The following is a 21,580-nucleotide window of genomic DNA, read 5'->3' on the forward strand; positions in this document are numbered from 1 at the left end:
CTCGTAGTTCATCACGACTTGATTGCGCCGCTCATCGGAACGATTTGCGGCTTGGTGGTCTTGCCTTCATAACGCGTCGAGGTGTTCAGGTACGGTTCGACGGTATCCTTCGTCACGAACTTGAGGCCCGTGTTGGTGTCGGCCGGCCCAACCAGACCGCCCGAGGCCAGCGTCACGAACGCCTGCATGACCGTATAGAAGCCTTGCACGTACGGCTGCTGATCGATCGTGAAGTCGAGGAAGCCTTCGTGAATGAGCTGGACCGTGGTGGGCAGCAGGTCGAAGCCGCCGCCGTGCACGCCCTTCGAAGGCAGGTTCTGATCCTTCATCACCTGAGCGACGCCTTGCGTGCTGCCCGCGTCGACAGCGAACATGCCTTTCACGTCCTGATGGCCGAGGTAGAACGACTTGATCTTCGAAAGTTCTTCGTTGACGGTCGCGCCCGTGGCCACGGTCTGGATGTCGATCTTCTTGCCGGACTTCTTGATGGCGTCGCTCGCGCCGTCCAGACGCGGCTGGATGTTGAGCTGGCCAGGCGTGGCGATGAAGAGCGCAACCATGCCGCTGTCGATGAGGCTCACGATGCGCTCGCCCATCTGGTAGCCGGAGAGATACAGGTCCTGCCCGATATAGGCCAGACGCGGGTTCTTCTTGCCGCGCGGGGCGTCGGCGTTATAGGCGAATACCGGAATGCCTGCGTCGAGCGCCGCTTGAATGGGCTTGTCGAAGGCGGTGGGGTCGACGATCGGCACGGCAATGGCGTCGGCCTTCGCGGCGATGGCCGAATTCACGGCGCGCACCATTTCGCCCGCGTCGGACGTGGCCGAGCCGGTCCACTGATAGTCCATGTTGAGCAGTCCGCACGCGTCCTGAATGCCGTATTGCGTCGGCACGAAGAACGGATTCGTGGTGACGTGATTGACGAACACGATTTTCCACTTCTTGTGCGAAGGGAAGCCCGATTCGGCGGCCTGTGCCGTGGAAATGAATCCGCCGCCGCCCACCGCGCCGAGCAGCGATAGCGCCGCGCCCAGTCCCGCACCCTGCATCAGGCCGCGCCGGCCCGTGTCGATCAAGCTCTTACCGTCTTTTGCGTCATCCCGATCCTGCGCCATGTTTTCCTCCGGTCTTGTCATCGTGGTCGATGTAGTCGACTTTTCGTCGAAAAGCGTGCAGATACTGGCCAGTACCGGGGGAACGCGCGAGACATCCGCAGCGAACATGAGTTCGCCAGGCGCCGACGGTACCGCAAAAAGCTTAGTGCAGCGTGATGAGGCCTCCTAATCCATGTATACCCGTAACTACTCCATAGGCCCCGCCGTGGCGAGGATCGTCCATGACAAGCGGCTTACGCACCGCCTTTCGCCTCCTGCATGTGCGGCGGCGGGCTGGCGAGCTTGGCCTGATCCATCGGGGCGGCGGCCTGCGGCCGCGTGGTGCGCGGGGCGCCGCGGCCTGTGCCGGTGGACTTGCGGCGCGCGGCGTGGCGCTCGGTGGCGCGCTGCATGAGGCAGAACGCGCAGAGCAGTGCGCCGATCACGATGCGCGTCCACCACGAGCTGAGCGTGCCGTCGAAGGTAATGAGCGTCTGGATCGTGCCCAGAATGCCCACGCCGAACACCGAGCCGATCACATAGCCCACGCCGCCCGTGAGCAGCGTGCCGCCGATCACCGTCGCGGCGATGGCGTCGAGTTCCATGCCCTGCGCCTGCAGTCCGTAGCCCGACAGCACGTAGAGCGTAAACACGACGCCGCCGAGCGCCGAGCAAAAGCCCGAGAGCGCATACACGCCAATCTTGGTGCGCGCCACCGGCAGGCCCATGAGCAGCGCGGAGCGCTCGTTGCCGCCGATCGCGTAGACGTTGCGCCCAAAGCGCGTGAAGTGCGCGATGACGATGCCCGCAGCGAGCATGGCGATGGCCGTGAGCGAACCCGTGGTGAGCGAGCCGCTGCCCACCGGAATGTTGAATTCGGAGAGCGCGTGAAAACCGGGGTCGTTGATCTGGATGGATTCGGTGGTGATGAGAAAGCAGGTGCCGCGCGCGAGGAACATGCCTGCGAGCGTGATGATGAAGGGCTGCAGCCGGAAGAAGTGGATCAGCGCGCCCATTGCCGCGCCATAGAGCGCGCCGCAGAGCAACACGAGCGGCACGACGACGAGCACGGGCCAGTGCAGCTTCTCGGTGCCCACGGCGCAGAGAATCGTTGTGAGCGCGACCACGGCGCCCACCGAAAGATCGATGCCGCCCGAGATGATCACGAACGTCATGCCGATGGCGACGATCAGCAGGAATGCGTTGTCGACCAGCAGCCCGAAGGCCACCTGAAGCGAGAAGAACCCGGTGTACATGACCGAGCCGAAGCCGAACAGCACGGCAAAGAGCACGACGGTCACGACGATGGGCAGCACGCGCGGATCGACGAAGCGGGTGGCCCCGCGCCGGCACGCTGCGAGCGTATTGGAAAAGGACAGGGCAGGGCGGTTCATGCTCGGCTTCCCCCCGAATGGGTGCGCTTCGTGCTCAGGCCCGCGCGCGGCGTGCGAGAGCAATACGCTTGAGTTGTTGGAACGCGAAGGTGCGCGCGGCAGGCGACTGGATCAGGCACACGAGCAGCACGACCACGGCCTTCACGACGAGCGTGGCCTCGGGCGGCACGCCGATCGAATAGGTGGTGTAGGTGAGCGTCTGGATGATGAGCGCGCCGAGCACCGTGCCCGCGAGACTGAAGCGCCCGCCGAGCAGCGACGTGCCGCCGAGCGTCACGGCGAGAATGGCGTCGAGTTCGAGCAGGAGGCCTGCGTTGTTGCCGTCCGCGCTGCGCACGTTCGAGCTGATGAGAATGCCCGCGATCGCCGCGGTCACGCCGCAGAATGCGTAAGCGCCGAACACCACGGCTTGCGACGACAGGCCAGCGAGCCGCGCGGCCACCGGATTCACGCCGATCGAGCGGATGAACAGGCCAAGCGCCGTGCGGTTGACGATGAGCGCGGTGAGTGCGGTCACGGCAATCGCGATCCACACGGCGCACGGGATGAGCGCGAAATAGCCGCCGCCCGCGAAGAGATAGCCGGGCGCGCCGATGGGGATGATCTGGCCGCCCGTGAGCAACTGCGCCACGCCGCGGCCCGCCACCATCAGGATGAGCGTGGCGATGATCGGCTGCATGCCGACGAACGCGACGAGCAACCCGTTCCAGATGCCGGCGAGCAGGCCTACCGCGAGCGCCGCGCCGAACGCCAGGCCCACGCGCGAAGGATCGGCGGCGAGCACCGTGGCGGCCGCCGCACCGGCAATCGCCACGACAGCGCCCACGGAAATGTCGATGCCGCGCGTGGCGATCACGAGCGTCATGCCGAGCGACACCACGACGAGCGGCGCGGCGCGCATGAGGATGTCGATGGGCGCGCCGAACAGGTGGCCGCCCAGCATCGTGATCGAGAGGAAGTTGCCGCGATGCGCGACATCGACGACGAAAAGGGCGATGAGCGTCACCGCGGGCCACACCAGCGGATGCCGGATGACGAGCGAAAGCCAGGCGGGGAGGGCGGGGCGCGTCATCGACGGTCTCCGGCAATGAGGTCGTAGACTTCGTGCTCCGAGCGCGCCGCGCCGGAAAGCTCGGCCACCTTGCGCCGGTCGCGCAGCACGGCGATGCGGTCGGAGACACGCACCACCTCGCTGATCTCCGACGAAATGAACAGAATGCCAAGGCCCTTCGCGCAGAGCGCGCGCACGCGGTCCATGATCTCGAACTTGGCGGCGACGTCGATGCCGCGCGTCGGTTCGTCGAGGATCAGCAAACGCGGCTTCGTCGCGAGCCACCGCGCGAGCAGCACCTTCTGCTGGTTGCCGCCCGAAAGCAGGCCAATGGGCTGCTCGGCGTCGCGCGCCTTGATGCCGAGCTGCTCGATATATTCGTTGGCCAGTTCACGCTGGCGCGAGCGGCGGATCATGCGCCACCAGCCGAGTTGCGCCTGCAGCGCGAGCACGATGTTTTCGCGTATCGACAGATCGGCGACGATGCCTTCCTTCTTGCGGTCTTCGGGACAATAGGCCATGCCGTGGCGCACGGCGTCGCGCGGCGAAGAAAGCTTCACGGCTTTGCCGTTGATGTGCACCGTGCCCGCATCGGCTTTATCCGCGCCGAACAGCAGGCGCGCGGTCTCCGTGCGGCCCGAGCCGAGCAGGCCGGCGAGGCCCAGAATCTGGCCCGGCTGCACTTCCAGATCGAGCGGATTGAGCACGCCGCGGCGCGCCACGCCCTGCGCCGCAAGATACGGTTCGGCGTTCGTCGCAACCGTTTCGTTGTGCACGGCTTCGGTTTGCGTGAGCCGCTCGCCTGCGTTCTGCAGGCCCACCATCTTCGCGACCAGCGTTTGCACCGGCAGATCGGCGGCGAGATATTCGCCTTCGCGCTCGCCGTTGCGCATCACCGTGATGCGATCGGAGATCGCATAGGTCTGCTCGAGAAAATGCGTGACGAACAGGATCGCGATGCCCGACGCTTTCAGTTTGCGCAGTACGTCGAACAGGCGTGTGACTTCGCCTTCGTCGAGGCTCGAAGTCGGTTCGTCGAGAATCAGAATGCGCGCATCGACGGACACCGCGCGCGCAATCGCCACCATTTGCTGCATGGCGATGGGGTAGGTGTCGAGCGACTGCGTGACGTCGAGCGAAAGATTCAGTTCCGCGAGCGCTTCTTCCGCGCGGCGATGAATCGTTTTCCAGTCGATCAGGCCGAGGCCGCGCTTGCGCGGCTGGCGGCCCGCGAAAATGTTCTCCGCAACCGAGAGGTTCGGGCAGAGATTGACTTCCTGGTAGAGCGTCTGGATGCCGGCGGCTTCCGCCATCTGCGGCGTCGGGAAGTGCACCGCTTCACCCGCGAGGCGTATTTCACCGGCCTCGGGCTGGTGCACGCCGGTCAGCACGTTGATGAGCGTGGACTTGCCGGCGCCGTTCTGCCCCATCAGCGTATGGATTTCGCCGGGGTACAGACGAAAATCGACCCGGTCGAGCGCACGCACGCCGGGGAAGGTTCGGGTAAGACCGACGGTTTCGAGTATCGGGGAAACGCTCATGGGCAACCGTGAAAGAGGCCAGAGCGCGCGACGTGCTCCGTAAGTCCTTAAAGATTGCTAAGGGTTACGAAGCACACCGCGCAGCTTGCAGCGAAGTTTAGTACTTGCGCGACGGGAGCACCTGCGCCGCCACGTCCTCCGGGAACACCGTTTCGTTCGTCACGATGCGCTTGGGCAACTGCTTGCCCGCCACGACGTCCTTCACGGCGCTCATGAGCTGCGGCCCGAGCAGCGGGCTGCACTCCACGTCGACATTCATCTTGCCGGCGATCATCGCCTGGAAGCCGCCCTTGGTGGCGTCGAACGACACGACGCTGATGTCCTTGCCCGGCTTCATGCCCGCTTCTTCCATGGCCTGGATCGCGCCGAGCGCCATGTCGTCGTTATGCGCGTAGACGACGTTGATCTTGTTTCCATACGTCTTTGCGAACGCTTCCATGACCTGCTTGCCGCCGGCCAGCGTGAAGTCGCCGCTCTGCGACGCGATGATCTTGAACTTCGGATCGTTCTTGATCACTTCCATGAGGCCCGAGTGACGGTCGTTGGCCGGCGCGGAACCCACGGTGCCCTGCAGCTCGACGATATTGATCGGGCCGGGGTTGTCCTTGTAGTGATCTTCAAGCCACTTGCCCGCGCGGCGGCCTTCTTCCATGAAGTCCGAACCGATCATCGTCACGTAGAGCGACTGGTCCTTCACGTCGATGTTGCGGTCCGTGAGGATCACGGGAATCTTGGCGCGCTTGGCTTCCTGGAGCACCGGCTCCCAGCCCGATTCCACCACGGGCGAGAACGCGATCACGTCCACCTTCTGCGCGATGTACGAGCGGATCGCCTTGATCTGGTTTTCCTGCTTCTGCTGGGCGTCCGAAAACTTGAGGTTGATGCCGGCGTCTTTGGCGGCCTGTTTGACCGACACCGTGTTTGCCGTGCGCCAGGCGCTTTCCGCGCCGACCTGCGCAAAACCTAGCGTGATCTGCTTGTCTTCGGCGTGTGCGACACCCGCCGCCAACGAAAAAGCCGCCGCCGCAGCGACCAGCCCGCTTACCATGCGTGTTGCCAGTTTCATGCGTGTCTCCGATGTAGCTCTGCGCGTTGTATTTCTTTAATTCATGGCGCTACACCCGCGTCCATCACGGCCGGACAGTATCACGAGAAGTATCGCGCCATCCCTGGCCTTCGGTTATATCCTCTCGGTATACCCGTTAGCCGCCCCTGCTGACCACAATAGACAAACTATATGCAACGGCCGGAACGGTTTCGATTAGCGTTTTCCCGATAATCGAAGTCCATATAGTCATGCTATTTATAGGACTTTCTCACTAAGTGGGCAAAGCCATGAACACCCGTAAGCCCAAGCTTCGCTCGGCCGCGTGGTTCGGCACCACGGACAAAAACGGCTTCATGTACCGGAGCTGGATGAAGAACCAGGGGATACCGGATCACGAATTCGCCGGCAAGCCGATTATCGGCATTTGCAATACGTGGTCCGAACTCACGCCCTGTAACGCGCACTTTCGCAAGCTCGCCGAGCACGTCAAACGCGGCATCTACGAAGCCGGCGGATTTCCTGTCGAGTTTCCCGTGTTCTCGAACGGCGAGTCGAACCTGCGGCCTACCGCGATGTTCACGCGCAACCTCGCTTCGATGGATGTTGAGGAATCCATACGAGGTAATCCGGTCGATGCCGTCGTGCTGCTGGTGGGTTGCGACAAGACCACGCCTGCGCTGCTGATGGGTGCGGCGAGTTGCGACGTCCCTGCGATTGCCGTGACCGGCGGGCCGATGCTCAACGGCAAGCACGAAGGGCGCGATATCGGTTCGGGCACGGTGGTGTGGCAACTGAGCGAGCAGGTGAAGGCGGGCAAGATTTCGATCCACGAGTTCATGTCGGCGGAGTCGGGCATGTCGCGCTCGGCGGGCACCTGCAACACCATGGGCACGGCTTCGACCATGGCGTGCATGGCCGAAGCGCTGGGCGTCACGCTGCCGCACAACGCGGCGATTCCGGCTGTGGACGCGCGCCGCTACGTGCTCGCGCATATGTCGGGCATGCGCATCGTGGAGATGGCGCTCGAAGACCTGCGCCTCTCGAAGCTGCTCACGCGCGCGGCGTTCGAAAACGCCATCCGCACGAACGCGGCGATCGGCGGCTCGACCAATGCGGCGATTCACCTGAAGGCGATCGCGGGACGCATCGGCGTGCCGCTCGAACTCGACGACTGGACGCACATCGGGCGAGGTACGCCGACCATCGTCGATTTGCAACCGTCGGGCCGCTTTCTGATGGAGGAGTTTTATTACGCGGGCGGTTTGCCCGCCGTGCTGCGTCGACTCGGTGAGGCGAATCTGCTGCCGCATCCCGATGCGCTCACGGCGAACGGCAAAACGCTGTGGGAAAACGTGCGCGAAGCGCCCATTCACAACGCCGAAGTCATTCGCCCGCTCGACAATCCGCTCGTCAAAGACGGCGCGCTGTGCGTGCTGCGCGGCAATCTCGCGCCGAACGGCGCGGTGTTGAAGCCGTCGGCGGCCACGCAGAAACTGTTGAAGCATCGCGGGCCCGCCGTGGTGTTCGAGAACTTCGACGACTACAAGGCGCGCATTGCAGACCCCGATCTCGACGTCACGGCCGATTCCGTGCTCGTCATGAAGAACTGCGGGCCCAAGGGATATCCGGGCATGGCCGAGGTGGGCAACATGGGCCTGCCGCCCAAGCTGCTCGCGCAGGGCGTGACCGACATGGTGCGTGTGTCGGACGCGCGTATGAGCGGTACGGCGTATGGCACGGTGGTGCTGCACGTGGCCCCTGAAGCGCGCGCGGGCGGCCCGCTCGCGATCGTGCGCGACGGAGACTGGATCGAGCTGGATTGCGAGAAGGGTGTGCTGCGCGTCGATATCGGCGACGAGGCGATCGCCGCGCGACTCGACGAATGGGCTGCGAACCAGCAGCCCATCCCCGCCGACCGCAGCGGTTATCGCAAGCTTTATGTCGAGCACGTGCTGCAGGCCGACGAGGGCTGCGATTTCGACTTCCTGGTGGGATGCCGCGGCTCGGACGTGCCGAGCCACTCGCATTGACATTCGGCATCCCGATCAAATCGCGCGCCGCCTGCGAGCGTAGCGATTAAGCCGCCTTCGGCGCCCGCTCTTCGGCGCCGAGGCAGTTCAGGCCCATGAGCGTCGCCTCGACGGCTTCGTCGAGCGGCGTATGCGGCTCGCGCCCGAGTTCGCGGACGAGGCGGGTGTTGTCGAGCTGCAACGGCTCGCTCCACAAATAGCGCATCTCCATCAGTTCACGCAGCGTCGTCACGAAGGGCGAGATGGCGCGCATGAGGGCCCAGGCGAAGGGCTTGCTCTGCGGCTTCAGTCCGTGACGCCGGGCGACGCGGCAGATCGCTTCGACGAACTGCGAGCCATCGGCGTCCCAGTGGCCGGCCATGTGGAACACCGCGAACGCGGGCAGCGTGTCGCGCCGCTCGATCAGCTCGAGCATCGTGCGTGCGACGTCGGGCACGTACGACCACGCGTGGCCCACGCCGCGCGTACCCGGCTGGCGCACGACCTGCACCGGCTCGTCACGCTTCACGATTCCTTGCGCAAACCAGCTATTGCCCACGTGCGGCCCGAAAAAGTCACCCGCACGCACGACGATCGAGCGCACGCCATGCTCGCTCGCGGCCCGCATGCGCCGCTCCAGTTCCACGCGAATCGCGCCCTTGCGGGTGTGCGGCTGCTGTGGGGAATCTTCACGCAGTACCGGGAAGGTCTCGGGGCCGAAGTTGTAGACGGTGCCCGGCAGCACGACGGTCGCGCCCACGGCGGCCGCGGCGGCGAGCGTGTTGTCGATCATCGGCAGCACGACTTCCGCCCAGCGCCGGTATCCGGGCGGGTTCACGGCGTGCACGATCACCGCGCAACCCTGCGCTGCGCGTACCACCGCTTCGCGCGAGAGCGCGTCGCCGTCGACCCATTCGATGGCGCCGGCGGCAGCCGTGCCCGGCGCGCCGCCGCGCCGCAGCGCGCGGACTTGCCAGCCGGCGTCGAGCAACTGGCGCGCGACTTCGCCGCCGATTCCGCCGCTGGCGCCGAGTACGAGTGCGCGGTTCTGTCGATTGATGGGGGTGGCGTTCATGCTGGTTCTCCTGACGGGTGAGCTGTGATGAGGGGCATTCTGCGCCGCTTGCCGTCAATAGAAAATTAGCGAAAATAGACCATAAGCTATACATTTATGCATAGCCTGTGATCTGAATTGGGGACGAAGTATGGCCGACAAGGAACCGAACTGGGAGTGGTACCGGAGCTTTCTGCAGGTCCTGGAAAGCGGCTCGCTCTCGGCGGCCGCCCGCGCGCTGGGCATCACGCAGCCGACCGTCGGGCGCCACGTCGAAAGTCTGGAGGCGGCGCTGGGACTCACGCTGTTTACCCGCTCGTCCGACGGGTTCTCGCCGACCGAGGCGGCGAATGAGTTGCGGCCGTACGCCGTCGGCCTTGCGATGACCTCGGCAGCATTGCGCCGCGCGGCGAGCGGTCACGGCTCGGGCGTGCGCGGGACCGTGCGGCTGACGGCAAGCGAAGTCATCGGCGTCGAGGTCTTGCCGCCGATCCTGGCGGCGCTGCGCCACGAATATCCGGAGCTGAGGATCGAACTCGTGCTGTCAAACAGGGCGGACGACCTGCTGCGTCGTGAAGCGGACATTGCGATACGCATGTTCCGGCCAGTGCAGGAGGCGCTGATTGCCAAACGTGTTGGCGCGATCGACGTCGGGCTGCATGCCCACGAACGATATCTGGCGCTTCATGGCGTGCCGAAGTCGATGAAAGAGCTGACGCGCCATTCGATCATCGGCTTCGATCACGAGAACGCGTTCATTCGTTCGGTTCAGCCCAGGTTCGCAGCGTACAGCCGTCATAACTTTGCATTTCGCGCCGACAGCGACCTTGCCCAGTTGGCCGCGATACGCGCTGGATTCGGCATCGGCGGGTGCCAGTCGCCGTTGGCGGCAAGAGACCCGAAGCTGGTTCGCGTTCTGCGCGACGAGTTCTCGCTGAGTCTGGATACGTGGGTCGCCATGCATGAGGATCTGCGCACGAGTGCGCGTTGCACCGTAACTTTTGCGGCGCTGGCGTCGGGGCTTAGTGCTTATATACAAGGACAAGGCGCGTAACGATTGCCTCAACGCGGCGCACGGCCTGCGCGCGCATACGAAGCGAGCATCGTCGCGAGTTCCTGTGCGGCAGGCGTGAGCGGCACGGCCGCGCGCTGCAGCAAACAGACCTGCTGCGCCGCGGGCCGCTCGGCGATCTTGATGCGCGCAAGCCGTTCGGCAAACGGGCCGCGCGTGGCGACCACCGACGACTCCAGCGCGAGACAGTCTGTCTCGCTGACCCAATGCAGCGTTTCGAAGAGCCCTTCCACCGTCGCGACGATGCGCGGCGGTGGCAGGCCGTGGTCGGTGAAGAACGTCGTGAGCCGGCTCGAAGCGAACGCGTCGGCAATATTGGGCGAGCGAGTTGCGAGCCAGTCGCAGTGCGCGAGCGCGCGCAGCGTGCGCGCCCCGGCCTTCGGATGATCGCGGCGGCAGACGACCACCGGGTCCGACGGGTAAAGCTCCGTCACCGAAAGATCGGTCGTATCGGTCTGGTCCGAAACGAGTGCGAGCGCGAAATCGAGCGTGCCTTCGCGTATCCACGAAATCATCATGCGCGACGTTCCCGTGCGCAGACGCAGCGCCACGCGCGGAAACCGCTTGCTGTACTGCCCGAGCACGGGCACGAGCGCGTCCATGAGCGGGTCGGTCGTCAGGCCAAACGCCACCTCGCCCGCGTAGTCGCCGCGCAGTTGCTGCGCCTCTTCGCTCGCGCGCTCGCATTCGCCGAGAATCGATGCCGCTCGCACCAGCATGCGCTGCCCGAGCACCGTGAGCGTCACGCCGCGGTTCGTGCGTGTGAGCAGCGGGCCGCCCAGTTCGACTTCGAGATTCTGCAACTGCTGCGTCACGCCGCTTTGCGCCACGCCGAGCGCGCGCGAGGCAGCACGCACGCTGCCGCGCTGGGCGACGGCGACGAAGACGCGCAACTGGGAGAGCGTGAGACTCATGGGCGATGATCGGCTGCGATCGGTGGAAGTGATCATGATAGACGAATTCGAGCTTTTCCCGAACGCAACGTCGTCCTACCATCGGACGGGCAGGAGACCCTCACTTTCCCTCGCCGTTCATCGTGCGCTCATCATGAAAAAAATCCCGTCGATCCTTCTTTCCCTCGCGCTGGCCCTAAGCAGCAGTGCCTTCGCGCGCGAGGGCGACACCGTGCGCCTCGGCATCGATCCGACCTATCCGCCGATGGACGCCAAGGCGCCCGACGGCTCGCTCAAAGGCTTCGACGTCGATCTCGGCAACGAGATTTGCCGCCGCATTCAAGCGCATTGCCAGTGGGTCGAGCTGGAGTTTTCGGGCATGATCCCGGCGCTGCAGGCGCGCAAGATCGACGCGATCATGTCGTCGATGGCGATCACGGCGAAGCGCGAGCAGCAAATTCTCTTCACGTCGAAGCTGTTCCAGTTCAAGTCGCGGCTCGTCGCGCGCAAGGGCGCCTCGTTCGGCGCTACCGCGCAGTCGCTGGCCGGCAAGTCGGTGGGCGTGCAGGCGGGCACGCAGTTCGAGACGTATGCGCTCGCGAACTGGGCGCCGGCGGGCGTGCATGTCGTCACCTACAAGAGCCAGGACGAAGTGTTCGCCGACCTCGTCAACGGGCGGCTCGATGCCGCGCTGCTGGGCTACGTCGAAGCCGACTACGGATTCCTGCGCACGCCGCAGGGTAACGGTTTCGCGTTTGCCGGCGGCCCGATTTCGATGGGCGACCGCGGCACGGGCATCGGCATGCGTAAGGACGAAACGGCGCTGCAAGCGCAGATGAACGACGCGATCGCGTCCATGCTCAAGGACGGCACCTACGCGCAGATCGCGCATCGCTATTTCGACTTCGATCCGTACGGCAACTGAGCGGAAACTGAGCCGCAGCACACATTTTTGAAACCGTATTGAATTCATGAACCAGCAATCGATTCCGCTCCTGAGCGCCACGCCGGGCACGCACCGCGAACTGACCAGCTTCCATTTCGGCCCCGCCGACGCGCCCCAGAAGGTCTATATCCAGGCGTCGCTGCACGCCGACGAAACGCCCGCCATGCTGACGGCCGTGTTGTTGCGTGCGCAACTTGCCAAGCTCGAAGCGCAAGGCGCGCTCGCCGCGCAGGTGGTGCTCGTGCCGCTCGCCAATCCCGTGGGCCTGAACCAGCACGTGCTCGGCCAGTTCATCGGCCGGTTCGATCTTGCGAGCGGCAAGAACTTCAACCGCCATTTCCACGCGTTTCCGAAGCTGCTCGCGCGCGCGAAAGAGACGCTCGGCGCGGACGTCGACCGCAACCGCGAGTTGATCCGGCAACTGATGCGCGAAGCACTGGACGCGCAGGAGCCGCTCACGGAATTCGATTCGCTCCAGTTGGCGCTGCTCAGGCTCTCGCACGACGCCGATCTCATCATCGACCTGCATTGCTCGCTCGAGGCGGTCATGCACGTGTACACGAGCGAGGCCGGCTGGCCCGATGTCGAGCCGCTGGCCCGCTACCTCGGCTCGCGCGCGCAACTGCTCGCCACCGACTCGGGCGCGCAGGCGTTCGACGAGGCGCATAGCCTGCTGTGGTGGCAACTGCGTCAACAGATGCCGGCCACGCAGCCCGTGCCCGCCGGACCTACTGCGGTGACGATCGAGTGCCGTGGCCAGCGCGACGTGTCGTGGGAAAGCGCGCAGCAGGACGCCGACGCGCTGATCGACTATCTGCGCTGGCGCGGTGCGCTCACCGGCGGCGAGGTGAAGCCGCTGCCGGAACTGCTGATGCCGGCCACGCCGCTCGCCGGGAGCGCGCAATTCTATGCGCCGCGCAGCGGCATTCTCGTGCACCGCGCGAAAATCGGCGACTGGATCCGCGAGAACGACCCGCTCTTCGATATCGTCGATCCGATGACGGGCGACACGACGACGGTGAAGAGCACCGCGGAAGGCGTTTTCTATATGCGAAGGGCGATTCGCTTCGTTACGGCCGGCGCGCCGCTCGGACGCGTCACGGGCACGCGTCCGATACGCAGCGGCGTGCTGCTGGGGGCTTGAGGGGCAGGGTTCGCGTCAGGCGTGCCGCGCTTTGTCCATCGGCACGATGACGCGCACCCAGAGCCCGCCCTCGGGATGATTGCCGATCTTGAGCTTCGCGTTGCACAGGCGTGCCAGGCGCCGGACGATCGACAGGCCCATGCCCCAATGCGAGTCGAGCCGGAGGCTCGCTGCGCGCGAGGCAGGCAACGGCGACGCCGGCGCGCCGCCCTCGGACAGACTCGCGGCTACACCTTCGCCGTGATCCCGCACGCTCAAGGTCCACGAGCGCGGCCCGCGCGCCGTGCAGATTTCGATGGGCGGCTTGCCGTGCGCGTGCGCATTGCCCACGAGATTGTCGACGAGCCGCACGAGTGCGGAACGCGGCAGCGCAAACGCCTCGCCGGCGTCGAGGCGCAGCACGATGCTCGCGTCCGCGTTCGCGCCATAGACGAAGCGGTCTTTCAGATACGCGTCCACGTTTATGGGCGCATGATTCGCGCCGCCCTGGCCGGCCGTGTCGACGAACTGCCGCGCGAGGTCCTGGAAGAGATCGATGTCCTCGACGAGGGCCACGCGCAAGTTCCAGCGCGTGACGTTCATGGCGTAGGCGCGCAACCGCGCAACCCGTGACTCGGTCTGCCGCAGGAAAGCGGCGAAGGTGGCCGACTGATCTTCGAGCGCGCCGCTGCGGCGGCACAACATCTCGCCGATTGCGCGGGCGAGGCCATGCAGCTTGCGCGGGCAGTCCACGAGCGCGAGCGCGGGTGCCGGGCCGTCGCCGGTCGTCGCGACGCGCAGGGTGGCGATCATGGCGAGCAGATCGTGGCGCACTGTCCGCAGCCACCAGGCGCGCAGCGCGAACAGCAGCACGCAGAGCGCCAGCATCAGCGCCGCGAATCGCGCGTCGAACCCGCGGGCGGCCATCTTCAGGCGCGTGACGCCGGACGAGCAGGCTTCGCGCAGATAGGCGGCGTTCGACGCCGTCCCGGCATGCGGCGCCCAGATGGCATCGCGCAGATGAGGCGCCACGCCGGGGCCGAGATTGACGATGTCCGGCTTGATCGACACCAACGGGGCGATCCCACGGACGCTCGCACCTTGTGCGGCCAGTTCCAGTTCCAGTTCGGCGTCCTGCTGCTGGGCGGCGTGGGGCGCGGAAGCCGGATCGAATGCCGTGTCGCCGAAATTGAGCGGCGAATCCACATCGAAATATCGAAAACCGACTTGCACCAGCATCAACGACGCCATCCACAGCAGGAATATCCGGGCAAACACAACAATCACCTTTCTTTTTTTGACATCGAAGTTTCGCTTGCGCCGGCGGGCGCATGGTTGAAATAGCCGCAAATCTGGCTATGACCCGCATTATCCGCGCATTGCCTGAACTTCTATTCGTGGAAAAGCGCCGGAATTTGCGCCGTTTTTCCCCGTTGAGCGATGCTGGCGGCCTCGCGTTGTGCAGTATTTGGGAGGTTCGCAGCCGTTGTGGCAGTCCGTCGCATGGCGCTCCGGGGGCTTATATAGCTGGCGGTGGCGTGAGCATTCGGAGTCCTAGATAAAATCGCTGGACGCCCGAAAGCTCACGCGTGCGGTATCGCCTCAGGCCGGCTGGCGCAGCGTCCTGAAGGTCGCGCGAACTTCTCCCGTGAACGCGGCAGGCTGCTCCCATGCTGCGAAATGGCCGCCTTTCGGAAGGCGGTTGTAGTGAACCAGCCTCGGGTAGGCGCGTTCCGTCCAGCTCTTCGGCGCGGCGTAGATTTCGTCCGGGAAGACGCTCACGCCAACCGGCAGCTCCACATGCTTGGGCTCGAAAAAGTTGAGCTTGTTTTCCCAATACAGGCGCGCGGAGGAGACCGCCGTCTTCGTCAGCCAATAGAGCGTGACGTTGTCGAGCACATCGTCCTTCGTCAGGCCTTCGGGCTGGCCTGCGAACACGCGCGCGATCATCGCCTGACTGCTCGCGTCGTGGTCGAGCATCCATGCAGCGAGGCCGACTGGCGAATCCTGGATCCCGTAGAGCGTCTGCGGGCGATTCGCCATTTCGAGCGCGTAGCCCAAGCCGTGCTTGTAAAAGTAATCGAGCTGGTCGTACGCGTGCTGTTCCTCCGGCGACAGTCCGGCAGGGGGCGGCGTGCCGTCCTTGAGCGACTTGGCGACGGCGTCGGGCACGGTGGCGGGCATGTTGGTATGAATGCCTACGAGCCCTGCCGGTTTGAGCAGCGCCAACTGCTCCGTCACGGCATTGCCCCAGTCGCCCCCTTGCGCGGCGTAGCGCTTGTAGCCGAGCCGGTCCATCAGCACGACCCAGGCGCGAGCGACACGCTGGGGGTCCCAACCGGTCTTCGTCGGTTTGCCCGAGAAGCCGTAGCCCGGAAGCGAAGGAATGACGACATGGAACGCATCGGATGCGCTCCCGCCATGCGCGGTCGGATTGGTCAGCGGTTCGATGATCTTCAGTTGCTCGATGACCGAACCGGGCCACCCGTGCGTGACGACGATCGGCAGCGCGTTCTCGTGCTTCGAGCGCACATGGATGAAGTGAATATCGAGCCCGTCGATTTCCGTGACGTATTGCGGCAGCGAGTTGAGCCGTGCTTCCACCTTGCGCCAGTCGTAGTCGTTGGCCCAGTAGTTGGCGAGCCGTTGCATCGTGGCGAGCTGCACGCCTTGCGAGGCGTCGTCGACCGTTTCGCGCTCGGGCCATTGCGTCGCGACAATGCGGCGGCGCAGGTCGGTCAGCGACGCTTCCGGGGCATGCACGCGAAGCGGACGAATCGAAGACGGGTCGCCGGCGGCAATCTGCGTGAGTCCGCCGGCGGACGGCTTCGATTCCGCGAAGGCGAACCGGCTCATTGCGGCGCCTGCAAGCGTGACGGCAGCGGCGCCGATGAAGCGCCGGCGCGAAAGGGGCGTGGGGTGAAGATCGTTAGACATATCGATTCCTGATGACGATGTTGGAGAGTGGCGCGCAGGAAGCATTGGACGTGCGCATGCCTTTCCCCAACTACAATATGGGTTGTAGTACTAACTATTAGTGATCGAAGCCGGCGCGCGGAAACTGTGCGCGTCGCTGCGACGGCTATTCGGTGTCGAGTGAACGAATCAGATTGGCGCGCAGGTTCACGATCGCCCTTTGCAGTTTCATGAATTCGTCGTGACCCAGCCCAGTCGCATCGGTGAGATCCGCGATTTTCAGGCTCTTTTCACGCAGCTTCCGGCCGCTGGCCGTCAGGCTCACACGCACCTGACGCTCATCCTCAGGATCGCGTCGCCGCTGCACATACCCCATCGCTTCGAGCTTTTTCAGCATGGGCGTCAGCGTGTTCGATTCGAGAAAGAGCTTCTCGCCCAGGCCGCTCACCGTCTGGTTGTCCTGCTCCCAGAGCGCGATGATCGCGATGTACTGCGGATAGGTCAGCCCGAGTTCGTCCAGGATCGGCTTGTACGCCTTGCCGAACGCCAGATTGGTCGAGTAGACCGCGAAGCAAAGGTAGTCTGCGAGCGGCGCGGGCGTGGCGCCCTGCGCCGGGTGGTCCGTCGATTTCATGGTCATCCTCTACAGGCAAAGGCCTCAATGGCTCGCAAACTTGAATAAATCGCTTGCGATTATATCGTAGGCCGACACCGGTTCCGCCGTACATCGCCATCGCGATGCCCGGCGAAACAGCCACGACGCGGTGGCGCAATCAATGGTGGGCGAAGAGGCTGTTTCGCTCCATTGCGACGCGGCTGCCCGCGTCCGAGTTCGCATCGGCCATGCCGCCGTATGCCGTTGCCGCCGTGCCGCTTTCGGCGCGCTCGGCGGCGAGCGTTTGCACGCTCTGGCCGCGTTGCGATGCCGGTGCGCCGACTTCGGGCCGATAGGACGGGGCCGGGCCGTAGCCGCTGGCGAATGCGGGGGCGGCTGCGCCGACAGAAAGGGCGATGAGGAGCTTGGCGATGAATTGGGTCTTCATGATCGGATCTCGCTAGGTAAATTGCAGTGAATTTGGGTGAAAGAGTGGATTGCGTTTGCCGCTTACGCGGTGACGACGGTCAGGCTCACGTCGATGTTGCCGTGCACGGCCTTCGAGTACGGGCAGATCTGATGGGCGCTGCGCGCGATGGCCTCGGCCACGTTTTGCTCGACGCCCGGCAGCGTGACCGTGAAGTGCGCGCCGAGGAACCAGGCGGCGCCGGTCTGGCCGATATCGACCTGAATGTCCACCGAAGCGTCCGCCGGCAGGGTGACTTTCTTCAGCGAGGCCGCGATGCTGAGCGCGGAGATGTAGCAGGCCGACCATGCGCCGGCGAACAGCTGCTCGGCGCGCGGGTGCGGTTCGCTCGCGACGATGTCGAGGGTTTCGCCGCTCGAAGACGACAGGTGGAGGTCGACCACGCCAAATTCGCCACGTTGGGCGGCCGGGTCGTGATTGATGGTGGTGTGGGTGTTGCCCGAGAACAGCACTTTGTCGATCGTTGCCATGTTGCGCTCCTTGATGGATTTCAGGGTTCGGTGGTATGCGTCGCATAAGATCGAATCGCATGCGATGCATATTGGACGAGAAATTTCACCGTGTCAAGCGCATAAGATTAAATCGCATACGATTTATATGGGGCTGCTTCGATGGGGGATCGGTCGCTAAAACCTTACCGATCGATTTAGCCGTCGCTTTCGATCGCGCCCCTTTTTTTGCCGGCACTCGTGGGAGTGCCGGCCGGGCCGCCTTTGACTTTCGCCAGCCGCTACGCAGCCAGTTCGATGGTCGGCTCGCAAACAATGGGGAAGTTCACCGAATTGGCGACATAGCACTGCTCGTGCGCCGCATGATGCAGCCGCTCGGCGAGGCTGCGGTTGTCGCTCGCGCGGATCGTCACGTGCGGGCGCAGCACGATCTTCGTGAAGGCGCCGCGCTGCGGCGTATCGGCCATCGTGCCCTCGGCCTCGTCTTCATAGGCGAGCACCGCGATGCCCGCCTCGGCGCACAGGTGCAGATACCAGAGCTTGTGGCACGCCGAAGCCGAAGCCACGAGTAGATCCTCCGGATTCCAGCGCGAAGCGTCGCCGCGAAAGGCCGGATCCGACGAGCCCGGAATGTCCGGTTTGCCGTTCGCGCGGATCACGTGATCGCGGTCGTAGTCGCGATAACCTGAGGTGCCGCTGCCGCGATTGCCCGTCCATTGCACGGAAACGTGATAGGTGTGTTCGCCATGCGCCATGCTGACTCTCCGTTCGATCGAAAAGGGGTACGTCATTATGACCGTATTTGGCATTTTGGTATACCATTATGCCGGAATGGCCCAAATGAGAAATGGGCGGAAACCGGGCATAACACGCATGGAAACAAAATTCGACTCCACGGCGGACGCGGTTGCGTCCGGGTTGCGCGACCTGATCGTCAGCGGCGAGCTGGGCAGCGGCGAGCGCCTTGTCGAGCGCGATCTCGCGGAGCGTTTCGAGGTGAGCCGCATTCCGCTGCGCGAAGCGATCCAGCGGCTCGCGCGCGAGGGGCTCGTCGAGATTTTCCGCAATCGCGGCGCGGTCGTGCGCATGCTCACGGTGCAAGACGTGGAGGAGATCTACGGTCTGCGTGTGCTGCTCGAAGGCGATGCGATCTTTCACAGCGTCAAGCGCATCGACGACGAAACGCTCGCACGCGCGGAACTCGTACACCGGCTGCTCGGTGATGAGGCGCTCGCCACGCAGAAGCAGGGCGAGCTCAACCGCGAGTTTCATGAACTGCTTTACGGCGCGTGCGGCAACGCCCGGCAACTGGCGGCGATCCGCGAATTGCGTGCGCAGGTGGAGCGCTACGAGCGGCTGCAAAACACGCTGCTTGCCGATACACCCTCGTTTCAGCACGAACACGAGGCCATCCTGGAAGCGTGCCTTGCACGGAACGCCCGCAGCGCGCGCGCCTTGACCGTGGCGCATATCGACTCGGCAAGGCGCATCGTGCTCGCGGTGGTGGAGCGTATGGCCACCCAGGACTAGCGCGCATACACCACTGCATTCACAACCATCGCGCCGGTTTTTACGAGATTTTTTCTTGTGGCCCTTACGGGTCAACCCTAGACTGGAGGCATCGAAACGACTGGAGACGCCATGTCGATCTCGCGTGCAACCCAGCGCCCGGATGAGCAGATCACCTCCATGCAGCCCGGTCTCGGCCGGCTCGTGCTGAGGCGCTTCGATCCGCGCCACGACTCATGGGAAGCGCTGACGCGCCTGCTGCATCGCGCGTTCTCGCGGCTCGCGTCGCTTGGATTGCACTGCTCATGTGCCGATCAGGCGGCAAGCCTCACGCGTGAACGCGCGCTGGCTGGAGATTGCTTCGTCGCCGTCTGCAATGGCAGGATCATCGGTACGCTCACGGTCGAAGGTCACGACAGCGATTCGCAGTGCGAACATTATCGGCAGCGCAGTGTGGCTTCAGTCCATCAGTTCGGCATCGAGCCAAAATGGCAAAGCCGCGGTATCGGCCGCGCGCTGCTTGCTTTCGCGGGGCGTTGGGCGGCTGCGCGCGGCTACACGCAGCTTGCGCTGGATACGCCGTTTCCCGCCGACCACCTCATCGCGTTCTATCGCGCACAAGGCTTTAGTCTCGTCGATGTCGTGCGTTTTGCCGGCCGTGGCTACGACAGCGCCGTGCTCAGCAAGGCCGCTGCGGCGCTCGGCGGCGCGACACTCCCGCACTTGCGCGGTGGGTTGACGCACGCCGCGTCGCCGAGTCCGCTCGCCTGAGCGTGCGCCACGCTCACGTCTCGCGCGTGCGCGCCGCTTCACGCTCCAGGTAGCGCAAGAATTCGTCGGCGGGCATGGCCTTCGCATAGAGCCAGCCCTGCGCGAACTGCACGCCACGGCCGCGCAGATATTGCGCCTGCGCCTCGGTTTCCACCCCCTCGGCGACCATCAGCAGGTCGAGGCTGCGCGCCATTTCGATGATGTGCGGCACGATCTTGTTCATTTCCTCGCCGCTCGCCAGCGAGCGGAGGAACGAGCGGTCGATCTTGATGCCATCCACAGGCAATGCCTGCAGATACGAGAGGCTCGAATATCCCGTGCCGAAATCGTCGATGAAGATGCGGTGGCCGGCTGCACGAAACGCTTCGAGAACGGGCGCGGAACTGGCCGTATCCATGAGCGTGCGCTCGATCGCTTCGAACCAGATTTGTTCGGGGCGCACGGCATATTTCGCGAGGCTCGCCTTAAGGGTTTCGAGCACGCGTGTGCCCGCGAGATCCTTCCCGGCAAGATTGAGCGAGACGTGCAGATCGCGGCGACGCGCGAGCGTGGCGCCTACGCCCTCGAACACGGATCGTATGACCTGATCGGTGATGGGCTCGATGAGATCGAGCGATTCCGCCATCGGAATGAACGTGTCGGGCGCGACAATGGTGCCGTCTTCGAGCTTCCAGCGCACGAGCGCTTCCGCGCCGACGCAGCGACCGCTTTCCAGCGAGACGAGCGGCTGCAGCCACGCCACGAACTGGCGCCGCCGGATGCCCTGCAGCATCGCGTTGCGTGGCGTTCGCAGCTTGCGGCGCCAGCGCAGGACGAGCCACGTGCCGATTGCGCTCAGGACGAGCGCGGGCGGCAGCAGCGTTCGGAGCTGCGCCGGCACGTCACGGCGCATGCGGTCCTCAGGCTCGTACGCGACCACCGCAATGGGATAACGGCTCGAGCGCTCGACGACGTAATAGCGGCCTTCGAAATACGGGCTGCTGCCGGTGCGCTTGAGCGCCGCGCGTACGAGGGCGTCGTCGGTGTGCGGCCAGCTTGAAATCACGCCGCCGTCCTGCGTTTCGAGCACGGTGAGCTTGATGGTGTCGTCGAGCGGCACGATGTCGAGGTAGAAGCGTGGATCGATCACCACGACGTGATTGCCCAGGCGCACGTTGAGCATCTGCCGCTCGTTGCCGCGCTTGCCGACTTCGGTATGCCAGGCGGTGAAACCGCCTGCATAAGCCCATTCGGGCGGCGGCAACGCGATGTCGACAGCGCCGCGCAGCGAACTGCAGCGCAGCTGCATGTCATGGGTCGAGGCGACTTCGCGAATGTATCGAAACTGCTCCTCGACCTGCTGCAGGCGCTGCATGTGGTCGTTCGTGCACGGCGTGTCGGGGTATGACATGAGCTGGCGCAGCGCAGAGTCGGCTTCGGAGGTCACCAGCTCGGCGCGCAGCAGCGCGCGATTCGAAAAGACGTCCACCTGCTGGCGCTGCTGCCGTTCGTTGACGGCGTCCGACGCATACACGGCCGCCGTGAGCGTTGCCAGGACGGCGAACGCCACGACACAAAACGTTGTCAGGGCGGTGAGTCGGCTGCTCATGGTGTACGGTCGGGCTCCGGCGTCGCGGACGAAGGCGACG

20 protein-coding genes are annotated in these 21,580 nt (G+C 64.6%); 6 read left to right on the plus strand and 14 right to left on the minus strand.

Annotated features, from left to right (window positions below; genetic code table 11):
* Nucleotides 1-11 precede the first annotated feature (11 nt).
* The 5 genes from E1N52_RS00190 to E1N52_RS00210 all read right to left on the minus strand — a co-directional run bounded on the left by E1N52_RS00190 (nucleotide 12) and on the right by E1N52_RS00210 (nucleotide 6,146).
* Complete coding sequence (locus tag E1N52_RS00190; protein WP_133179087.1) at nucleotides 12-1,115, minus strand: sugar ABC transporter substrate-binding protein; 1,104 nt, start codon at nucleotides 1,113-1,115, stop codon at nucleotides 12-14.
* A gap of 233 nt (nucleotides 1,116-1,348) precedes the next feature.
* Nucleotides 1,349-2,488 (minus strand): galactofuranose ABC transporter, permease protein YjfF, encoded by a 1,140-nt coding sequence (gene yjfF / locus E1N52_RS00195; protein ID WP_133179089.1) that lies wholly within the window; start codon nucleotides 2,486-2,488, stop codon nucleotides 1,349-1,351.
* A gap of 34 nt (nucleotides 2,489-2,522) precedes the next feature.
* Nucleotides 2,523-3,560, minus strand: a complete 1,038-nt coding sequence (locus tag E1N52_RS00200; protein ID WP_133179091.1) for an ABC transporter permease — start codon at nucleotides 3,558-3,560, stop codon at nucleotides 2,523-2,525.
* A complete protein-coding gene (locus E1N52_RS00205) occupies nucleotides 3,557-5,080 on the minus strand; it encodes a sugar ABC transporter ATP-binding protein (RefSeq protein ID WP_133179092.1) in 1,524 nt (507 codons plus the stop codon). The genes E1N52_RS00200 and E1N52_RS00205 overlap by 4 nt, the downstream gene beginning before the upstream one ends.
* Before the next feature lie 97 nt (nucleotides 5,081-5,177).
* Nucleotides 5,178-6,146 carry an ABC transporter substrate-binding protein gene (locus tag E1N52_RS00210; protein WP_133179094.1) on the minus strand — a complete coding sequence of 323 codons (969 nt, stop codon included), beginning with the start codon at nucleotides 6,144-6,146 and terminating at the stop codon, nucleotides 5,178-5,180.
* Nucleotides 6,147-6,415: 269 nt separating this feature from the next.
* On the opposite strand from E1N52_RS00210, the gene E1N52_RS00215 reads away from it, so the two are divergent.
* Nucleotides 6,416-8,158 (plus strand): IlvD/Edd family dehydratase, encoded by a 1,743-nt coding sequence (locus E1N52_RS00215; protein WP_133179096.1) that lies wholly within the window; start codon nucleotides 6,416-6,418, stop codon nucleotides 8,156-8,158.
* A gap of 46 nt (nucleotides 8,159-8,204) precedes the next feature.
* On the opposite strand, the gene E1N52_RS00220 is transcribed toward E1N52_RS00215, so the two are convergent.
* Nucleotides 8,205-9,212 carry an NAD-dependent epimerase/dehydratase family protein gene (locus E1N52_RS00220; protein WP_133179098.1) on the minus strand — a complete coding sequence of 336 codons (1,008 nt, stop codon included), beginning with the start codon at nucleotides 9,210-9,212 and terminating at the stop codon, nucleotides 8,205-8,207.
* A 130-nt stretch (nucleotides 9,213-9,342) separates the two neighbouring features.
* Between E1N52_RS00220 and E1N52_RS00225 the strand changes: the two genes are divergently transcribed.
* Entirely contained in the window at nucleotides 9,343-10,245 is a 903-nt protein-coding gene (locus E1N52_RS00225; RefSeq protein WP_133179100.1) for a LysR family transcriptional regulator, read from the plus strand.
* Nucleotides 10,246-10,253: 8 nt separating this feature from the next.
* Here E1N52_RS00225 and E1N52_RS00230 read toward each other — a convergent pair whose 3' ends face one another.
* Entirely contained in the window at nucleotides 10,254-11,177 is a 924-nt protein-coding gene (locus E1N52_RS00230; RefSeq protein ID WP_133179102.1) for a LysR family transcriptional regulator, read from the minus strand.
* Nucleotides 11,178-11,310: 133 nt separating this feature from the next.
* On the opposite strand from E1N52_RS00230, the gene E1N52_RS00235 reads away from it, so the two are divergent.
* Both E1N52_RS00235 and E1N52_RS00240 read left to right on the plus strand, forming a co-directional pair.
* A complete protein-coding gene (locus E1N52_RS00235; protein WP_133179104.1) occupies nucleotides 11,311-12,081 on the plus strand; it encodes a transporter substrate-binding domain-containing protein in 771 nt (256 codons plus the stop codon).
* Nucleotides 12,082-12,127: 46 nt separating this feature from the next.
* Complete coding sequence (locus tag E1N52_RS00240; protein WP_133179106.1) at nucleotides 12,128-13,246, plus strand: succinylglutamate desuccinylase/aspartoacylase family protein; 1,119 nt, start codon at nucleotides 12,128-12,130, stop codon at nucleotides 13,244-13,246.
* 15 nt (nucleotides 13,247-13,261) lie between these two features.
* Here E1N52_RS00240 and E1N52_RS00245 read toward each other — a convergent pair whose 3' ends face one another.
* The 6 genes from E1N52_RS00245 to E1N52_RS00270 all read right to left on the minus strand — a co-directional run bounded on the left by E1N52_RS00245 (nucleotide 13,262) and on the right by E1N52_RS00270 (nucleotide 18,427).
* Entirely contained in the window at nucleotides 13,262-14,503 is a 1,242-nt protein-coding gene (locus tag E1N52_RS00245) for a sensor histidine kinase (RefSeq protein ID WP_133179108.1), read from the minus strand.
* Between the two features lie 324 nt (nucleotides 14,504-14,827).
* Complete coding sequence (locus tag E1N52_RS00250) at nucleotides 14,828-16,162, minus strand: epoxide hydrolase family protein (RefSeq protein WP_133179110.1); 1,335 nt, start codon at nucleotides 16,160-16,162, stop codon at nucleotides 14,828-14,830.
* A gap of 145 nt (nucleotides 16,163-16,307) precedes the next feature.
* Nucleotides 16,308-16,775, minus strand: coding sequence for a MarR family winged helix-turn-helix transcriptional regulator (locus tag E1N52_RS00255; RefSeq protein ID WP_028202370.1), 468 nt, complete (start codon nucleotides 16,773-16,775; stop codon nucleotides 16,308-16,310).
* Nucleotides 16,776-16,914: 139 nt separating this feature from the next.
* Nucleotides 16,915-17,184, minus strand: a complete 270-nt coding sequence (locus E1N52_RS00260; RefSeq protein ID WP_133179112.1) for a hypothetical protein — start codon at nucleotides 17,182-17,184, stop codon at nucleotides 16,915-16,917.
* A 62-nt stretch (nucleotides 17,185-17,246) separates the two neighbouring features.
* Nucleotides 17,247-17,693 (minus strand): Ohr family peroxiredoxin, encoded by a 447-nt coding sequence (locus tag E1N52_RS00265; protein WP_133179114.1) that lies wholly within the window; start codon nucleotides 17,691-17,693, stop codon nucleotides 17,247-17,249.
* A gap of 260 nt (nucleotides 17,694-17,953) precedes the next feature.
* Nucleotides 17,954-18,427 carry an OsmC family protein gene (locus E1N52_RS00270; RefSeq protein WP_133179116.1) on the minus strand — a complete coding sequence of 158 codons (474 nt, stop codon included), beginning with the start codon at nucleotides 18,425-18,427 and terminating at the stop codon, nucleotides 17,954-17,956.
* 118 nt (nucleotides 18,428-18,545) lie between these two features.
* Here E1N52_RS00270 and E1N52_RS00275 point away from each other — a divergent pair, with 118 nt between their 5' ends.
* Nucleotides 18,546-19,202 (plus strand): GntR family transcriptional regulator, encoded by a 657-nt coding sequence (locus E1N52_RS00275; protein ID WP_133179118.1) that lies wholly within the window; start codon nucleotides 18,546-18,548, stop codon nucleotides 19,200-19,202.
* A 111-nt stretch (nucleotides 19,203-19,313) separates the two neighbouring features.
* Nucleotides 19,314-19,952 carry a GNAT family N-acetyltransferase gene (locus tag E1N52_RS00280; RefSeq protein ID WP_133179119.1) on the plus strand — a complete coding sequence of 213 codons (639 nt, stop codon included), beginning with the start codon at nucleotides 19,314-19,316 and terminating at the stop codon, nucleotides 19,950-19,952.
* A 13-nt stretch (nucleotides 19,953-19,965) separates the two neighbouring features.
* Here the strand turns inward: E1N52_RS00280 and E1N52_RS00285 are convergent, their stop codons facing one another.
* Nucleotides 19,966-21,540 (minus strand): EAL domain-containing protein, encoded by a 1,575-nt coding sequence (locus E1N52_RS00285; protein WP_133179121.1) that lies wholly within the window; start codon nucleotides 21,538-21,540, stop codon nucleotides 19,966-19,968.
* Nucleotides 21,541-21,580 lie beyond the last annotated feature (40 nt).

This window comes from Paraburkholderia guartelaensis (assembly GCF_004353905.1).
Classification (GTDB): domain Bacteria; phylum Pseudomonadota; class Gammaproteobacteria; order Burkholderiales; family Burkholderiaceae; genus Paraburkholderia; species Paraburkholderia guartelaensis.

What these genes read in the sequence shown, in the direction of transcription:
- E1N52_RS00190 (WP_133179087.1), bottom strand. Translation starts at nt 1,115, where the DNA reads ATGGCGCAGGATCGGGATGACGCAAAAGACGGTAAGAGCTTGATCGAC.
- yjfF (WP_133179089.1), bottom strand. Translation starts at nt 2,488, where the DNA reads ATGAACCGCCCTGCCCTGTCCTTTTCCAATACGCTCGCAGCGTGCCGG.
- E1N52_RS00200 (WP_133179091.1), bottom strand. Translation starts at nt 3,560, where the DNA reads ATGACGCGCCCCGCCCTCCCCGCCTGGCTTTCGCTCGTCATCCGGCAT.
- E1N52_RS00205 (WP_133179092.1), bottom strand. Translation starts at nt 5,080, where the DNA reads ATGAGCGTTTCCCCGATACTCGAAACCGTCGGTCTTACCCGAACCTTC.
- E1N52_RS00210 (WP_133179094.1), bottom strand. Translation starts at nt 6,146, where the DNA reads ATGAAACTGGCAACACGCATGGTAAGCGGGCTGGTCGCTGCGGCGGCG.
- E1N52_RS00215 (WP_133179096.1), top strand. Translation starts at nt 6,416, where the DNA reads ATGAACACCCGTAAGCCCAAGCTTCGCTCGGCCGCGTGGTTCGGCACC.
- E1N52_RS00220 (WP_133179098.1), bottom strand. Translation starts at nt 9,212, where the DNA reads ATGAACGCCACCCCCATCAATCGACAGAACCGCGCACTCGTACTCGGC.
- E1N52_RS00225 (WP_133179100.1), top strand. Translation starts at nt 9,343, where the DNA reads ATGGCCGACAAGGAACCGAACTGGGAGTGGTACCGGAGCTTTCTGCAG.
- E1N52_RS00230 (WP_133179102.1), bottom strand. Translation starts at nt 11,177, where the DNA reads ATGAGTCTCACGCTCTCCCAGTTGCGCGTCTTCGTCGCCGTCGCCCAG.
- E1N52_RS00235 (WP_133179104.1), top strand. Translation starts at nt 11,311, where the DNA reads ATGAAAAAAATCCCGTCGATCCTTCTTTCCCTCGCGCTGGCCCTAAGC.
- E1N52_RS00240 (WP_133179106.1), top strand. Translation starts at nt 12,128, where the DNA reads ATGAACCAGCAATCGATTCCGCTCCTGAGCGCCACGCCGGGCACGCAC.
- E1N52_RS00250 (WP_133179110.1), bottom strand. Translation starts at nt 16,162, where the DNA reads ATGTCTAACGATCTTCACCCCACGCCCCTTTCGCGCCGGCGCTTCATC.
- E1N52_RS00255 (WP_028202370.1), bottom strand. Translation starts at nt 16,775, where the DNA reads ATGAAATCGACGGACCACCCGGCGCAGGGCGCCACGCCCGCGCCGCTC.
- E1N52_RS00260 (WP_133179112.1), bottom strand. Translation starts at nt 17,184, where the DNA reads ATGAAGACCCAATTCATCGCCAAGCTCCTCATCGCCCTTTCTGTCGGC.
- E1N52_RS00265 (WP_133179114.1), bottom strand. Translation starts at nt 17,693, where the DNA reads ATGGCAACGATCGACAAAGTGCTGTTCTCGGGCAACACCCACACCACC.
- E1N52_RS00270 (WP_133179116.1), bottom strand. Translation starts at nt 18,427, where the DNA reads ATGGCGCATGGCGAACACACCTATCACGTTTCCGTGCAATGGACGGGC.
- E1N52_RS00275 (WP_133179118.1), top strand. Translation starts at nt 18,546, where the DNA reads ATGGAAACAAAATTCGACTCCACGGCGGACGCGGTTGCGTCCGGGTTG.
- E1N52_RS00280 (WP_133179119.1), top strand. Translation starts at nt 19,314, where the DNA reads ATGTCGATCTCGCGTGCAACCCAGCGCCCGGATGAGCAGATCACCTCC.
- E1N52_RS00285 (WP_133179121.1), bottom strand. Translation starts at nt 21,540, where the DNA reads ATGAGCAGCCGACTCACCGCCCTGACAACGTTTTGTGTCGTGGCGTTC.